This window comes from Allosphingosinicella sp. (assembly GCF_035626655.1).
In the GTDB taxonomy this organism is placed as follows: Bacteria; Pseudomonadota; Alphaproteobacteria; order Sphingomonadales; family Sphingomonadaceae; genus Allosphingosinicella.
The window spans coordinates 64,762-80,591 of sequence record NZ_DASPNF010000010.1; the positions used below are offsets into that span (position 1 = coordinate 64,762).

Sequence of the window (15,830 nt, forward strand, 5' to 3'; positions counted from 1 at the left end):
CTTCACTCAGGCATTCATTGGGATGGCCGGCCGCACCACGACATCGTCACTCAGCGGCTCGCCGCGGATGAAGGCGAGCAGGTCGGCATTCACAACGTCGGGGTGGGTCTGACACAGGCCGTGCGGCAGGTCCTTGTAGGTGCGGAGCGTGCCGTTCTTCAGCAGCTGCGCCGACAGGGGCCCCGAATCCGCATAAGGGACGATCTGGTCATCCTCGCTGTGGATGACGAGCACCGGCACGTCGATCGCCTTGAGGTCCTCGGTGAAGTCGGTTTCGGAGAAGGCCTTGATGCACTCATATTGGGCCTTGATGCTGCCCATCATACCCTGCCGCCACCAATTGTCGATCAGGCCCTGCGACACCGTCGCGCCGGGCCGGTTGAAGCCGTAGAACGGACCGGCGGGGATATCGATGTAGAGCTGTGCGCGATTGGCGGCGAGCGCGGCGCGGTAGCCGTCGAACGCCTCGATCGGCGTGCCGCCGGGGTTGGACTCCTTCTTCACCATGACGGGCGGCACCGCGTCGACCAGCACCGCCTTCGCGACCCGGCCCGGCTCGGCGCGGGCGACGTAGCGGGCGACCTCGCCGCCACCGGTCGAATGACCGACATGGATGGCATCGCGCAGGTCGAGCGCCGCGACCAGGGCGGCGACGTCGGCCGCATAGGTGTCCATCTCGTTGCCGCCGTCGCTCTGGCCCGAGCGGCCATGGCCGCGCCGGTCATGGGCGATCACGCGATAACCCTGCTGGAGGAAGAACATCATCTGGTTGTCCCAGTCGTCGGCGCTGAGCGGCCAGCCATGATGGAAGACGATGGGCTGGGCGTCGCGCGGGCCCCAGTCCTTGTAGAAAATTGCGGTACCGTCGGTGGTCGTGATGTAACCCATGGTGCGTCTCCTTGCGCGAGGCGAGCGGGGAGTGAGGAAGCGAGTCGCCGGGGCAGGGTGGGAGTATAGGCCTCGACCTGTTGCGGGGATAAGACTTTGGTATGGACGGAGGCCTCGTTACGGTCAGGTGATGAACCAGGACGAACGCGATCCAAATGCCCGCCTGAACGGGCCGGAGCTGGCCGCCCTGCAGCTGGAGCGGCTGCGCTGGTCGCTGCGCCACGCATATGAGGGCAATGCACGCTACCGGGCGAAGTTCGAGGCGGCGGGCGTGCAGCCGGACGACCTCAAGTCGCTCGCAGACCTTGCCCGCTTTCCCTTCACCACCAAGGCCGATCTGCGCGAGGCCTATCCGTTCGGTTTCTTCGCAGTCCCGCGGGAGCGGCTGGCGCGCATCCACGCCTCCTCGGGCACGACCGGCAAACCGACCGTGGTCGGCTATACGAAGCGGGACATCGAGACCTGGGCGGCTTTGGTCGCGCGCTCGATCCGGGCCGCCGGCGGGCGGCCCGGCATGCTCGTCCATGTCGCTTACGGCTACGGCCTCTTCACCGGCGGGCTGGGCGCCCATTACGGCGCGGAGGCCCTGGGCTGCACCGTCGTCCCGATGTCGGGCGGTCAGAGCGAGAAGCAGGTCCAGCTGATCGAGGATTTCCGCCCGGATATCATCATGGTCACGCCGAGCTACATGCTCGCTTTGCTCGACGAATATCGAAGGCAGGGGCTCGACCCGCGCGCCTCCCCGCTCAGCATCGGCATCTTCGGCGCGGAGCCGTGGACCGAGGCAATGCGGCGCGAGATCGAGGCGGCCTTCGCGATCAAGGCCGTCGACATTTACGGCCTTTCGGAGGTGATCGGCCCCGGCGTCGCCCAGGAATATGCGGCGACACAGGACGGGCCGACCATCTGGGAGGATCATTTCTACCCGGAGATCGTCGATCCCGGGACCGGCGAGCCGCTGCCGGACGGCGAGGAGGGGGAGCTGGTCTTCACCTCGCTGACCAAGGAGGCGATGCCGATCGTCCGCTACCGGACGCGCGACCTGACCCGGCTGCTGCCCGGCACGAACGGACCGATGCGGCGGATCGCCAGGATCACCGGGCGCTGCGACGACATGCTGATCGTGCGCGGGGTCAACCTCTTCCCGACCCAGATCGAGGAGCAGATCCTCGCCTGCCCGGCGCTCGCCCCGCATTTCCGGATCGAGCTCAGCCGGCCGGAGCGGCTGGACGTGGTGAAGCTGGAGGTGGAGCCGCGCACCGACGCTGCGGCCGACCAGGCCAGGCGCGATGCGGCCTCGCTCGGCGAGCGGATCAAGGGCGTGATCGGGATCAGCGTCGAGATCGTCCTGCAGGCGCCGGGCGGCATTGCCCGCTCGCAGGGCAAGGCGCAGCGCGTCGTCGATCGCAGGCCGCGCGGCTAGCAACGCCGGCCGGAATCGCCTTATGGTCGCCTGACCGGCCGGGAGTGAGGGGAAAGCAGAGATGGCGGAAGCCTATATTGTCGAAGCGGTGCGGACCGCGGGCGGGCGGCGCAACGGCCGCCTGGCCGGCTGGCATCCCAATGATCTGGGCGGCGCGATCCTCTCCGCCGCAGTGGAACGCAGCGGCATCGACCCCGCTGCGGTCGACGACGTGATCATGGGCTGCGTCAGCCAGGCGGGCGAGCAGGGCCTGCATATCGGCCGCAATAGCGTGCTCGCCTCGACGCTGCCGGCAAGCGTGCCCGCCGTGTCGATCGACCGCCAGTGCGGCAGCTCGCAGCAGGCGATCCATTTCGCCGCGCAGGCGGTGATGTCCGGCACGCAGGACGTGGTGATCGCCGCCGGCGTCGAGAGCATGAGCCGGGTGCCGATGGGGATCACCATCCTGCCGGGCACGGGCGCGAAGCCGTTCAGCGACAAGGTGCTGGAGCGGTTCGGAGTTTCCAGCTTTAGCCAGTTCACCGGCGCCGAGATGATCGCCCGGAAATACGGCTTCAGCCGGGAGCAGCTCGACGCCTGGTCGCTCGAAAGCCATCGGCGTGCCGCCGCGGCGACCGAGCGCGGCGACTTCGCTGACGAGATCTTGCCGCTCGACGTGGACCTGGAGACCGGACCCGACGTCCACAAGGTCGACGAGGGCATTCGCTGGGACGCCAGCGCGGAAGGCCTGGCGAGCCTCAAGACCCTGGTCGAGGGCGGGGCGATCACCGCCGGCAATGCCAGCCAGGTCTGCGACGGCTCCTCGGCGGTGATGATCGTCTCCGGCCGGGCGCTGCGGGACCATGGCCTCTCCCCGCTGGCGCGGATCGTGAACCTGACGGTGACCGCCGGCGACCCGGTGATCATGCTGGAGGAGCCGCTCTTCGCCACCGACAGGGCGCTGCAGCGGGCGGGTCTCCCGATCGGCGAGATCGATCTCTACGAGGTCAACGAGGCCTTCGCGCCGGTGCCCCTCGCCTGGCTGGGCCATGTCGGCGCCGATCCCGAGCGGCTGAACGTCAATGGCGGCGCGATCGCGCTCGGCCACCCGCTCGGCGCCTCGGGCACCAAGCTGATGGCGACCCTGGTCCATGCGCTGCGCAAGCGCGGCGGGCGTTACGGCCTGCAGACGATGTGCGAGGGCGGCGGCATCGCCAACGTCACCATCATCGAAGCGCTCTAGCCGTGGCCGGGCCGCTCGCCGGCGTCCGGATCATCGAATTTGCCGGGCTCGGCCCGGGCCCGTTCGCGGCGATGATGCTTGCGGACCATGGCGCCGAGGTGATCCGGATCGACCGGCCGGGCGCGACGCTCGACCGTTCGGATCCGGCCTTGCGCTCGCGCCGCTCGGTCACGCTCGACATCAAGACGCCGGAGGGAGCCGCGCAGGCCCGGGCGCTCTGCCGGACGGCGGACGGGCTGATCGAGGGCTTCCGGCCCGGGGTGATGGAGCGGCTCGGGCTGGGGCCGGACGTCCTGCTGGCCGACAATCCGAAGCTGGTCTACGGGCGGATGACCGGCTGGGGACAAAACGGGCCGCTGGCGCAGGCCGCGGGCCACGACATCAATTACATCGCCATTTCGGGCGTGCTGCACACTGTCGGCAGGGCAGGGGAGAAGCCGGTCCCGCCGATCAATTATGCCGGCGATTTCGGCGGCGGCGGCATGCTCCTCGCCTTCGGCATGGCGGCCGCCCTGGTGGCGGTGAGGAATGGCGGGCCGGGGCAGGTAGTGGACGCGGCGATGACCGAGGGCTCGTCCCTGCTCGCCGGCATGCTGCGCTGGCTCGGCGCCACGGCACGCTGGCGGGACGAGCGCGGCGTCAACCTCCTCGACGGCGGCGCCCATTTCTACGACAGCTACGAGACCGCCGACGGCAAATATGTCGCGATCGGCGCAATCGAGCCGCAATTCTACGCCTTGCTGCTGGAGAAGCTCGGCCTCGCCGACGATCCGGACTTTCGCCCGCAGCTGAACCCCGCCGGCTGGCCGGCCTTGTCGGCCCGGCTGGCGGAGATTTTCCGGACGAAGACGCGCGACCAATGGTGCGCGCTGCTCGAGGGATCGGACGTCTGCTTCGCGCCGGTCCTCTCGCTTGCCGAGGCGCCCGGCCATCCGCACAATGTCGCGCGCGGGGCCTTTGTCGAGGTGGATGGCATGACCCAGCCGGCGCCGGCGCCGCGCTTCTCCGCGACGCCGAGCGACCCGCCGCGGCCGCCGCCCGACGCGGGCGCCGACAATGATGCCCTGCTGGGCGGATGAGGAACCAGGGATGAGCAGCCAGCATCTCGTCGATCCGGAGCTCGCGCCGTTCCTCGACCTGTTCCCCAGCGTCCTGCTGTCGCACGACAATCTGGAGGAGGTGCGCAACCGCGTGCTGCCGCTGCCGCCGATCGAGGAGAGCGGTGTCGATCTGGAGCGGATCGCGGTGCCCGGGCCGGCGGGGGCGCCGGAAATAATGCTCCACGTCTACCGGCCGCGGGAGGCGGCGCGACCCATGCCCTGCATCTATCATATGCATGGCGGCGGCTATGTGCTCGGCGCGGCCAGGGATATGGAGCCGGTGCACCGGCCGCTCGCCGCGAAGCTCGGCTGCGCGATCGTCTCGGTCGATTACCGGCTTGCGCCGGAGGCGCCTTTCCCGGGCCCGCTCGAGGATTGCTATGCCGGGCTCGCCTGGACCTTCGCCAATGCGGAAGCGCTCGGCGTGGATCCGGGGCGGATCGGGGTGATGGGCGAGAGCGCCGGCGGCGGCCTTGCCGCGGCGCTCGCCTTGCTGGCCCGCGACCGCGGCGAGTATCGGCTCGCCTTCCAGCAGCTGATCTATCCGATGCTCGACGACCGGACCTGCACGAGCGAGCCCCATCCCTTTGCCGGGGAATTCCTCTGGCACCCGCATAACAATCGGTTCGGCTGGAGCAGCCTGCTTGGCCAGGCGCCCGGCGGGGAGGGCGTTTCGCCTTATGCGGCGGCCGCACGGGCGACGGACCTTGCCGGCCTGCCGCCGGCTTTCATCGGCACCGGCGCGCTCGATCTCTTCCTGGAAGAGGACGTGGACTATGCGCGGCGGCTGGTCCGCGCCGGCGTGCCGACCGAGCTGCACGTCTATCCGGGCGCCTTCCACGCCTTCGACATGATGGCGGGCGCGGCGGTCGCCGAGCAGGCGCGGCGCGACAGCCATGCCGCGCTCGCGCGCTTCCTCGCGGCGTAGAGAAGATGCGAAGAGATCCGGCTTCCGCATCGGACCCTATTCTTCCCGGATGAGCTTGGCGGGCATCGGTCCTGGGCGCACCACTGCTCGCCCATGGCCTGTATCGCGGCCTCTTCCCGACCTCTACAGATGTGCTTCACCATATGCACCGACGGGGAGCGGATCGTGCGGCTGCACGCGCTGAAGACCAAGATCATCACGCCGCGCTACGAGGAGACGCTGGCCTATTATGCCGGCCTGCCCGGCCTCGCGCTGGTCGAGCAGTGGGACGAGCCGGACGACAAGGGCGCGATACTGGGATTTGCCGGCGGCGCCGAGGAAGCCTTTCTCGAAATATATGCGGGCCCGGCCGGCGCCGACTTCGGTGGCCTCAGCCTGCAATTCCGCACCGACGATGCCGATGACTTCCGGGCGGAAATTGCGGGTCGCTATGCCTGTGAAGGACCGGTCGACCGTCCCTGGGGCAGCCGCTATCTCTATTTGACCGATCCGAACGGCATTCGCATCATCGTCTATTCCGGCGGCTATTAGGCCGCGTTTCACAGGGCCGTGCGGGCTCTTTTCTGCGTCGCGCCTAAATCCGAAATCACGAAATGGCAGCGGGAATGATGTCGCGCGGCACGCTTGGCCGCCTGATCTGGATCGGCCGCGAACGAGTTCCACGGATGAACATGGCTGACCTGCACTCGTCTTGCGAATCCACAATGATTCTGGCACCTTCGCCTCGGCCAACGGATCGAGCCATCGCCGGTCCGCACGGGGGGAAAGATGGGCGATCGGGACGGGGGCGAGGTCCGCTACCGCGCCTTTCTGAGCTATAGTCACCGGGACGCCGCCGCCGCCGGCCGGCTGCACCGCCGGCTCGAAGCCTATCGCATCCCGCGGCGGCTGATCGGCCGCGAGACGCCCGCGGGCCCGGTGCCGGCGCGCCTCTGGCCGATCTTCCGCGACCGCGAGGAGCTGCCCGCCGCCGCCGACCTCAGCGAGACCGTCCGCGCCGCGCTCGCCCAGTCCGGCGCCCTGATCATCCTCTGCTCGCCGCATGCCGTGGGCTCGCTCTGGGTCGAGGAGGAGATCAGGGTCTTCCGCGAGCTTCACCCGGACCGCCCGATCCTGGCCGCCATCCTCGACGGCGACCCGCCCGACTGCTTCCCGCCCTTGCTGCGCGCCTATCGCGGCGAAGGCCACGAGCCCCTCGCGACCGACCTGAGGCGCCACCGCGACGGCGAGCGGCTCGGCCTCCTGAAGCTGGTCGCGGGGATCACCGGGCTGGGGCTGGACGACCTCGTCCAGCGGGACGCGAGCCGGCGGGTGAGGCGCGTGATGGCGGTCACGGCGGGGGCGGTGGCGGCGATGCTAGTGATGGCCGTGATGGCACTGATCGCACTCAATTCAAGTCGCGAAGCAGCGCGACAGCAGGCCGAAGCCGAGGGCTTGGTCGAATTCATGCTTACGGATTTGCGGCAGGACCTCAAGGACGTCGGACGTCTCGACATCATGACCAGGCTCAACCAGCGCGCAATGGCCTATTATGGTGCACAGGGACGGCTGGAGAATTTGTCCGACGAGAGCCTGGAGCGGCGCGCGCGGGTTATCGGTGTCATGGGCGAAGATGACGAGAATGCCGGCGATCTCCGGGGTGCGCGCGCGCGCTATGAAGCCCTCCACCGGACAACCGAAACCCTCCTCGAGAACGATCCGAACAATCCGGAGCGTATCCTCGCGCATGCGGCGAGCGAGAACCGGCTGGCCCTGCTTGCCGTCCGGAGCAATCCTCCTGAGGCCGCTGCGGGTTTTCGCTCCGCCCGGCGCTTGCTCGCCTCGATCGCGGATTGGGGGCAGAATCATCCGGGCTGGCTGCGGCTTGCCGCCTACGCCGAGGGCAATATCGGCGTGATCATGCTCAGGCTCGGAGAAGACAAGGCCGCCGTGCTGGAGCATTGCCGCCGCGCGGTGCATCACAGCGAGCGCTTGGCGACGCTGCGTCCAGGCGATGCCAGCGCCTCCTACGACCTCGTCTTCCATCTGTTCTGGCTGGGGGAGGCGCTGCGCGCGTCGGGACATGTCGAGCCCTGGCGCCGCACGCAGGCGGCCTATCTGATGCTCATGCGCAGCCTCTACCACAGGCATCCGCGGAACGTTCAGCTGGGGGAGCAGCGCATGGAGATTTACGTCAGCCTCGCGGAAACCTTGCGCGCCCGGGGCGAGCGCCAATCGGCGCGCCGATATCTGACCGCCGCCCGCGACCTCAGCCAATGGCTGGTCAGGCATGATCGGCGAAATGCCGTCTGGGCAGGATACGAAAGGCGGCTCGCGGAATCCTTGGCAGGGAGGCACTGAAATGACCATACCAACGCACATTTCGTTCTTCGAAATCGCCGGTGGCCCGGGCAATTGGGCCGCCTACAAATATCAGGTGGATGTGCCGGTGACGCGGGACGGATACGAGGCTGACATCCAGCGTATCGCCAATGCGGGGACCTTGCCACGCGGTGGTCGCAGGCCGCAGCGAAACCCAATGCGCCCCGAGCGGTATCTGGACATTCGCGAGGGGCGGGGGGACGGCATTTACGCCTACGCCTTTTACCTGAATGCGGTCGTCGACGGGCAGCAAAGATTGCTGTTCAAGGAAGGAGAAGACCCTTTCCCAATGCTGAAGATGAACGCCGGCGCCAATCATGATTTTCTGAAGGGCGCTCGGGTTTATAATAATCAAGCTGGCAAAGGCGCACGCTGGGCATCCTTCTGGTGCGATCTGAGCGCGGTCCGCCGCGCCGACCTCGCGACCCGCATCCCCGATCTGCCCATGCACCATCCGCCTTACATCATGACCATACCCTTCGCCTTCAACGTCATCGATCCCCTCTTGATGGCCTCCCCCTGGGTCATTCCCGGTGCGGGGGACGATGATGACGGGCATGGTGGTCCGTTCATGGACGAATGGGCCGATGCTGAGAGCCCAAAGGTTGGCGGCGGGGCCAAGGTTGCCCGAGGGAGGCTCACCCATGGCGGCATTCATCCATCGGCCGCGGCCTATCTAAGCGTTCCGCTCTGAGCCCGTCATTCCGGCCCGGAGCCGGGGCAGCCCGCGCATCGCAACAACCAAAGGGGTAGAGAAAATGGCTAGTCCAAAAGACGGAGTCGTCCGCTTTTATGAGATTGCTGGCGATGGCAATGATGACGCGGTCTACAATTATCACGTCACGACTCCGGCGGGCGGCCGCGATCCGAAAGACGTCGTCCGCGATGCCGTGCGCGATGGGAGGCTGCCGACGGGCGGCAACCGGCCGGGGCGGGGCTACGGCGGTCCGGAACGCTATCTCGACATTTCCGAAACCAGATCGGGGCATTGCACTTATGCGTTCGTGCTCAACGCGCGGCGGATGAACGAGCAGCGTCTCCAGTTCGTCGATGAGCCTTTCGTCCCGCTACCGCTGAATCTCCACACCGGTGAGGCGTTTCTGACGGATTTCGAATTGGGCTATGATGGCGGCGGGCTCTGGGCATCCTTCTCATGCGACACAGATGCGGTTCGGAATTCGGACTTCGTGCGGGGCCTGGGCGGCCATGATGGGAAGGGCTTGAGCCGCCGCGACCATGACGAAGAGCTGCACGAGCACCATCCAGTGGTCCTGACGCTTCCCTTCACCTTCAACCTTATCGATCCTTTCCGACGGGCGGCGCCATGGATTTTCCCGAACGAATCGCACCTGCATCCCATGTCGCAGTACACGCACGGCGGAATACATCCCTCGATGGTATCCTATCTTGCGCTCACCCTATGAGTTTTCGGTATAGGAGTCGCGTGACCGCCGTCCCCCTCTCCACGATCATCGCCCTCGCCCGCGCGGGGGCGCTTGATCATGCCTGGGCGCAATATTGCGCGGCTGGCTACGACCGGGACGAGGCCGATCCCGCCGCGCTGACCGTCCGGGGACGCCTGCTGAAGGATCATGCGCTGCGCGCCGAAGGAGAGGCGCGGCGCGCTTATTATCTCCGCTCGGCCGAGGCCTACCGGCGGGCGGCCGCGCTGCAGCCGGCCACCTATCCGCTGATCAACGCCGCGACGCTTTCCCTGCTGTCGGGCGACCGGGGGCAGGCCGAGGAGATCGCGCGCGAGGTACTGGAGCGGATCGCCGCCGAGCCGGACGAGCCGGAGACGCCTTACTACCGGGCCGCCACCGAGGCGGAGGCCTTGCTGCTGCTCGGCCGGCGAGAGGAGGCACGCGACGCGCTCGCCGCGGCGGTGGCAGCCGCGCCCCGGGCCTGGGAGGACCACGGCTCGACGCTGCGCCAGTTCGTGGCGATCGAGCAGGAGCTGGGCGGCGATCCCGCCTGGCTCGACCTGCTGCGGCCGCCGCCTTCGCTCTCCTGGTCGGGGACCGGTGGCGATCCTGCGCCCGAACTCCTTCGGCAGGTGACGCGGGAGCGGGTCGGCTTCGCTTTCGGGCCGCTGGTCGATGAAGCCGATCTCTCGGTCGCCGAGGCCCTGCTGGAGGCGGAAGTTGCACTGCACCTCGTGCTTCCGGCCGGGCGCGAAACGCTGCCGCTTCCCGCCGGGCGCGTCGATGCGGTTCTGGCTGCCGTCGAGACGGTGATGCAGGTACGTCCTGCGGACGGACCGCCGGATGCCGCAAGGACTTCGCTTGCCGGACGGATCGCCCATGGCGCTGCGCTGCTGAACGCCGAACGGCTCATGAGCGAGGCGCTGAATCTGGTCAGCCCGCTGGAGGTCGTCTTGCCCGCGGACATCCCCGCCGATCCGCGCCGCCCGGAGCTCTCGCTGCTTGCGGTCAGCGTCGGTACGGGTGGGGATGCCGCTTTCGAGGACCGGCTCGCGCAGGTGGGCGCGGCGATCGACGCCGCCGGGGCGACGGCATTGCCCCCCCGGCTGGACGGCGACGATATCCTGGTCGGCTATGCGGAACCCGAGACCGCTGCGACCGCGGCACGCGCGATCTACGCCGCGCTGCGGGGGCGGATGCCGCTCCGCATCGCGGCGCATCACGGCCTGATTCCATGCATTCGCGATCCCTTTTCCGGCGTTTCGAGGCCGACCGAGGAGGGGACGGCGATCGTGCGTGAGATCGCCGGTGCGATTCCGCCCGACACCCTGTGCGTGTCGCACGACTTCGCAGCGCTGCTCGCGGCTGCAGCCGGCGCCGCCGGAATCAACTGGATCGGCGAGTTGCAGGCATTCGACGGCGGTGCGGCGATCGGGCTCTACGCGCTCGCAACGGCAGTCCCTTCAGAGAATTAATTCCTCCAGCCGGTGCGGCGCGACCACGATCAGCCGGTCGGCGTCGCGCCGGATGATGCCGCGCCGCTCCAGCGCGTTGACCGCGCGCGACGCGGTCTCCCGCGTGGTCGCCACCTGCAGCGCCAGGTCCGCCACCACGGGGACCGGGCGGATGGCGAGATCGGGGCTCTGCCGCGCGCGGCGCAGCAATTCGGCGTGGACGCGGCCGACCGCGGACAGAGCGACATGCTCGTACATGCGCGACTGGGTCTGTTGCAGCCGGTCGACCATCGCGCGGAGCAGGGCGAGGCCGATACAGCCATGCTGCTCGGCGAGCAGAGCCAGCACGCTGCCGTCGAGCAGGAAGGAGGAGACGTCGTCCACCGCGACCACGTCGGCGTCGTGGATCGCCGAATAAGGCGGGCTGACCACGCCGAAGAAATCGCCGGACAGATACTCGTGGAGCAGCACGATCTGGCCGTCGAGCGAATAGACGATGGCATGGGCGCGGCCCGCCGCGATGATGTAGAGCGTCGAGATGCGGTCGCCCTGCCGAACGATCGCGGTGCGCACCGGAAAGTCACGCAGCCGCCCGCGCATGAAGATCTGCGCGGCCAGATCGGGCGAACAGTCAAAGACGCCGCACAGCAATTCTTGCACGCCCTCGCCCGTGCCCTCCTCGTCTTGCGCTGATCCCGCCCCCGGCATCCGCGGACAATAGCCGAGAAAACCGGTCGGACGGAATATGGGTCGGACGGCAAAAAGGACCCCGTCCGCCAGGAACTTCAACGCCGAGCCTGACGGACGGGGAGGGGGTGAGCCCCCGGCGGGGATTGGTGGGGGACCTCCGGGGCGCTCGCAACCTGAGACGCCGCCGCCTCGCCGAACCCGCACCCGCATTCGTCGAATTTGTGCCGCGGCCGTCATGGACAGGCGCGGCGAAGCCCTTTAGGGGGCCTCGCTCCCCCACCCCCGCCATGGCCACGAAGATGACGACCAGCGGCCTCGAAGCCGTGTTCATGGAAAATCGCGCTGCCTTGCTGCGCTTCCTGCGCGCGCGCGGAGCGGGCGAGGGCGCCGAGGATTTGCTGCAGGACATGTGGATCAAGGCGTCGGCGGCGGCCAGCGGCCCGATCGCCGATCCCCTGGCCTATCTCTATCGGGCGGCCAACAACCTGATGCTGGACCGGCGCCGGGCCGAGCTGCGCGGACAGAAGCGCGACCATGAGTGGCACGATGTGAGCGGTGGCGCGCTCGGCGTCTCCGAACTGCCGTCGGGCGAACGCGTGCTGATCGCCCGCGAGCAGCTCGACGCGGCTGACACGGCGCTGAAGGCGCTGGGCGAGCGGACCGACTATGTCTTCCGCCGCTTCCGGATCGAGGGCCGCAGCCAGCGGGACATCGCCGACGAGCTCGGCATCAGCCTCAGCGCGGTCGAGAAGCACCTGCAGAAGGCCTATCGCGCACTCGTCGAGCTGAGGAGGACGTTCGATGCGGGTTGAGCGGAGCGGCGGCGTCTTTCTGCCAAGGGGGCGTGAATGACGGACAGGGACGTGCAGCGTATCGAGGAAGAGGCGATTGCCTGGGTCGTGCGCCTGCGCGATGCGGGCGCCGAGGACTGGGACGCCTTCACCCTTTGGCTGGAGGCCGATCCCGCACATCTGACCGCTTATGACGAGGTGGCGCTCGCCGATCTCGCGGCGGAAGAGCTGGCGCCGGCGCCGCGCCCCGTCCAGCCCGCCTGGACGCCGGCGGCCGCGCCTGTCTACCGCCCCGACCGGCGCCGGTTCCTGGGCTGGAGCGCGGCTGCCGCCGCTGTGGCCGGGATGGTCGCCTGGTCCACCCTTCCCGCCGGCGCCGCGCTCTATGCGGTGGAGACCGGGCCCGGCCAGCATCGCCGCATCGACCTCGCCGACGGCAGCCGCATCGATCTCAACGGCGCGACCCGCATCCAGCTCGACCGCAACAATGCGCGCTTCGCGAGCCTGGAGCGCGGCGAGGCCCTGTTCACCGTAGTCCACGACGAGACCCGTCCCTTCGAGGTCGAGGCGGGCGGCGCGCGGATGCGGGATCTCGGTACGACCTTCAACGTCGTCGCCGAGCGTGGCGCGGTCGAGGTCGGCGTGTCCGAGGGCCGGGTGCTGTTCGATCCGGGCGGCGCCGCGGTCAATCTGTCGCCGGGCATGAACCTGCGCCGCGCCGCCGCCGAAGCGCGGCCGGTGGTGTCGCGCACCGAGCCCGACGCGGTCGGCAGCTGGCGCGCCGGGCGGCTCAGCTACCGCTCGGCGACGGTCGGGCAGATCGCCGGCGATCTCACGCGCAATCTGGGCGTCAGCGTGCGGGCGAGCCCGTCCGTGGCGCAGCAGAGCTTCACGGGCGTGATCATGCTCGATCCGGACAAGGGTGCGGCCGTGCGCCGCGCCGCATCGCTTTTGGGGGTCAGCGCCGGCCGGTCGGGGGATGGCTGGATACTGACGGTGGGGAGCAGTGGGACGCCTTAGGACCATATTCGCAAGCGGCCTTTTGACAATTCCACTTGCCGCATTCGCCGCGACGCCGGCCGAAGCCGTCCAGAGCCGTGCGCTGGACCTGCCCGGCGGGCGGCTCGGCGATGCCATCGTCGCGCTCGGGCGGCAGGGCGGTGTCAGCATCGGCGTCACCGATCCGGCACTGGCCGCCAGCCGGGTGCCGGCGGTGCGCGGCCGGCTGACCGTCGAGCAGGCTTTGGCGCGGATGCTCGCGAACAGCGAGGCGCGCTTCGTCCGGGTCGGGCCGGGCAGCTACCGGATCGTCCGCCGGCCGGCGCAGCGGCCCCAGCTGCGGATCGCACGCCGCCCGGCGCGAGCGCAGCCACCGGTCATCCTCGCGGCAGCACCCGAGCCGGCTGAGGAGCAGGCCGTTTTGGTCGTCGGTGCGCGGCGGCCGATGCCGCTCTCCGCCTATCCGGGCGGGGTCGACATCCTCGGCGGCGACGATCCCGAGCTGGCATACGCGCCGCGCGGTAGCGAGGCGCTCGTCGCGCGCCTGCCGGGCGTCGCCTCCACGCACCTCGGCCCGGGGCGCAACAAGCTGTTCATCCGGGGCATCGCCGATTCGAGCTTCAGCGGCCCTACCCAGGCCACAGCCGGACAATATCTGGGCGAGACCAGGCTGAACTATAATGCGCCTGATCCGGACCTCAGGCTGTTCGACATCGACCGGATCGAGATTCTCGAAGGGCCGCAGGGCACGCTCTACGGCGCCGGTTCGCTCGGTGGGGTGATCCGGATCATGCCCAACCGGCCCCGCACGGACCGGGCCGGCGGGATGATCTCCGCGGGCGCGACCGCGACGCAGCATGGCGATCCCGGCGCCGATCTTGCCGGCGTTCTGAACCTGCCGATCGTCGAGGACCGGCTCGCCGTCAGGCTGGTCGGCTATGCCGTGCAGGACGGCGGCTATATCGACGACCGCCTGCGCGGTCTGGACGACGTCAATCGGGTCCGCACCTTTGGCGGCCGCGCCTCGCTCAGGCTGGAGACGGACGACGGCTGGACGGTCGACGCGGGCGCCAGCGGGCAGCGCATCCGCGGCCGTGACGGGCAATATGCCGATCGCGGCGCCCCGCCGCTGACCCGGCAAAGCGCCATCGCCCAGCCGTTCGGCAGCGACTATCTGCTCGCCGACCTCGTCGTCTCGAAGGATTGGGGGCGGACGCGCTTCACCACGGCCTTCGGCTGGGTCCATCACGACATTGACGAATTGTACGATTCGACGGTGTTCAACCTGCCGCCGCAATTCTACGCGCAGGACACGCGGGTAAGGCTCCTCTCGGCCGAGAGCCGCCTCTCCGGCCAGACCGCCGGCGGCCTGAGCTGGGTGATCGGCAGCAGCATCGTTTCGAACCGAAGCCGCCAGCGCCGCTCCGCCGGGCCCGTGGACGCGCCGCAGCAGCTCGCCGGCGTGGAAAACGGCATCGAGGAGCTGGCCCTGTTCGGCGAGGCCAGCCTGCCGCTCTCGCCGACCTTCACGATCACCGCCGGGCTCCGGTTCAGCCGCTCGCATCTCTCGGGCAATTCGCTGGACGCGTCGGCCGTGGTGCTGCAGCCGCTGTTCGGCTCCGTCGATGCCAGCCGGGCCGCCGACGCGAGCCGCAACGAAAGTGCCCTGCTGCCGTCCGTGGCGCTGGCGTGGGAGGCCGCGCCCCGCCTCCTGGCCTTCGCGCGCTACCAGGAGAGCTTCCGGCCGGGCGGGCTCTCGGTCGAGGGCAATGTCTTCCGCCTCACCGCGGGCGGCGCTCCGACCGACGTCGTCACGCCGGCCGGCGACATGATCATCCGCCGCTTCCGCAACGACAATCTCTCCTCCTTCGAGGCCGGCCTGCGCTACGGCCGCAGCGGGGCCGGGGCCTTCGACGTCTCCGCCTCCTTCGCCTATACGCGCTGGCGGGACATCCAGGCCGATACCGTCTCGCTTTTCGGTTTCCCGACCACCGCGAATATCGGCGACGGCAGGATCTTTTCGTTCGAGCTGCGCGCCGGCTGGCGGCCTTTGCCCGGCCTCAGCCTCGAGGCGGCGGCCCTGTTCAACGACAGCCGGGTCGTCGATCCCTTCCCCGGGATCATGATACAGCCGGACTTCCCCCTCCCGAATGTCGCCGACATCGGCGCACGTGCCGCGATCGACTATCAGCTCGCGCTCGCACCCGATCTCGACCTCAGGCTCGGCGGCTCGATCCGCTATGTGGGCGATTCCGTCCTCGGCGTGGGGCCGATCCTGGGGGAGAGGCAGGGCGAAGTGACGGATATCGGCCTCAGCGCCAGGCTTGAGCATGGCCCGAACGCGATCACGCTCAACGTCACCAACCTGCTGGACGAGGCCGGCAACCGCTTCGCCATGGGTTCGCCCTTCACCCTGATCCAGAATCCGCAGGTGACGCCGCTCAGGCCGCGCGCCATCCGGCTCGGCTGGCAGTTCGCCTTCTAGCTGACCCTCGGAGTCATCCCGGCGAAAGCCGGGACCATGAACAGGGCTGTTGGAGGGTGACGGGG

The 15,830-nt window shown here is 68.9% G+C and carries 14 protein-coding genes; 12 read left to right on the forward strand and 2 right to left on the reverse strand.

Translation table 11 applies throughout. The features are described 5' to 3' along the window. Positions 1-6: 6 nt before the first annotated feature. Positions 7-888, reverse strand: coding sequence for an alpha/beta fold hydrolase (locus VEC11_RS08645; protein ID WP_464130308.1), 882 nt, complete (start codon positions 886-888; stop codon positions 7-9). A 130-nt stretch (positions 889-1,018) separates the two neighbouring features. Between VEC11_RS08645 and paaK the strand changes: the two genes are divergently transcribed. The 9 genes from paaK to VEC11_RS08690 all read left to right on the forward strand — a co-directional run bounded on the left by paaK (position 1,019) and on the right by VEC11_RS08690 (position 10,821). Further along, complete coding sequence (paaK, locus tag VEC11_RS08650; RefSeq protein WP_464130310.1) at positions 1,019-2,311, forward strand: phenylacetate--CoA ligase PaaK; 1,293 nt, start codon at positions 1,019-1,021, stop codon at positions 2,309-2,311. A gap of 61 nt (positions 2,312-2,372) precedes the next feature. Continuing rightward, complete coding sequence (locus tag VEC11_RS08655) at positions 2,373-3,533, forward strand: acetyl-CoA C-acetyltransferase (protein ID WP_464130311.1); 1,161 nt, start codon at positions 2,373-2,375, stop codon at positions 3,531-3,533. 2 nt (positions 3,534-3,535) lie between these two features. Then, entirely contained in the window at positions 3,536-4,612 is a 1,077-nt protein-coding gene (locus tag VEC11_RS08660; protein WP_464130312.1) for a CaiB/BaiF CoA transferase family protein, read from the forward strand. 10 nt (positions 4,613-4,622) lie between these two features. Beyond that, complete coding sequence (locus VEC11_RS08665) at positions 4,623-5,561, forward strand: alpha/beta hydrolase (protein WP_464130313.1); 939 nt, start codon at positions 4,623-4,625, stop codon at positions 5,559-5,561. 129 nt (positions 5,562-5,690) lie between these two features. Continuing rightward, positions 5,691-6,092: a VOC family protein gene (locus tag VEC11_RS08670; protein ID WP_464130314.1), complete on the forward strand. Its 402-nt coding sequence runs from the start codon at positions 5,691-5,693 to the stop codon at positions 6,090-6,092. A 237-nt stretch (positions 6,093-6,329) separates the two neighbouring features. After that, positions 6,330-7,901 carry a toll/interleukin-1 receptor domain-containing protein gene (locus tag VEC11_RS08675; protein WP_464130315.1) on the forward strand — a complete coding sequence of 524 codons (1,572 nt, stop codon included), beginning with the start codon at positions 6,330-6,332 and terminating at the stop codon, positions 7,899-7,901. A gap of 1 nt (position 7,902) precedes the next feature. After that, positions 7,903-8,616, forward strand: a complete 714-nt coding sequence (locus tag VEC11_RS08680) for a hypothetical protein (RefSeq protein ID WP_464130316.1) — start codon at positions 7,903-7,905, stop codon at positions 8,614-8,616. A 64-nt stretch (positions 8,617-8,680) separates the two neighbouring features. Beyond that, positions 8,681-9,346, forward strand: a complete 666-nt coding sequence (locus tag VEC11_RS08685; RefSeq protein ID WP_464130317.1) for a hypothetical protein — start codon at positions 8,681-8,683, stop codon at positions 9,344-9,346. A gap of 20 nt (positions 9,347-9,366) precedes the next feature. Then, the gene (locus VEC11_RS08690; RefSeq protein ID WP_464130318.1) at positions 9,367-10,821 is read left to right on the forward strand and encodes a tetratricopeptide repeat-containing protein; all 1,455 of its coding nucleotides are present in this window, start codon (positions 9,367-9,369) and stop codon (positions 10,819-10,821) included. On the opposite strand, the gene VEC11_RS08695 is transcribed toward VEC11_RS08690, so the two are convergent. Continuing rightward, positions 10,810-11,508, reverse strand: coding sequence for a Crp/Fnr family transcriptional regulator (locus tag VEC11_RS08695; protein WP_464130319.1), 699 nt, complete (start codon positions 11,506-11,508; stop codon positions 10,810-10,812). The two genes, VEC11_RS08690 and VEC11_RS08695, sit on opposite strands and share 12 nt — an antisense overlap. Positions 11,509-11,777: 269 nt before the next feature. Between VEC11_RS08695 and VEC11_RS08700 the strand changes: the two genes are divergently transcribed. Genes VEC11_RS08700 through VEC11_RS08710 form a run of 3 tightly spaced genes read left to right on the forward strand, consistent with a single transcriptional unit; the run spans position 11,778 to position 15,765 of the window. Then, complete coding sequence (locus tag VEC11_RS08700; protein WP_464130320.1) at positions 11,778-12,302, forward strand: RNA polymerase sigma factor; 525 nt, start codon at positions 11,778-11,780, stop codon at positions 12,300-12,302. 36 nt (positions 12,303-12,338) lie between these two features. Next, the gene (locus tag VEC11_RS08705; protein WP_464130321.1) at positions 12,339-13,301 is read left to right on the forward strand and encodes a FecR family protein; all 963 of its coding nucleotides are present in this window, start codon (positions 12,339-12,341) and stop codon (positions 13,299-13,301) included. A 22-nt stretch (positions 13,302-13,323) separates the two neighbouring features. Next, entirely contained in the window at positions 13,324-15,765 is a 2,442-nt protein-coding gene (locus VEC11_RS08710; protein ID WP_464130323.1) for a TonB-dependent receptor, read from the forward strand. Positions 15,766-15,830 lie beyond the last annotated feature (65 nt).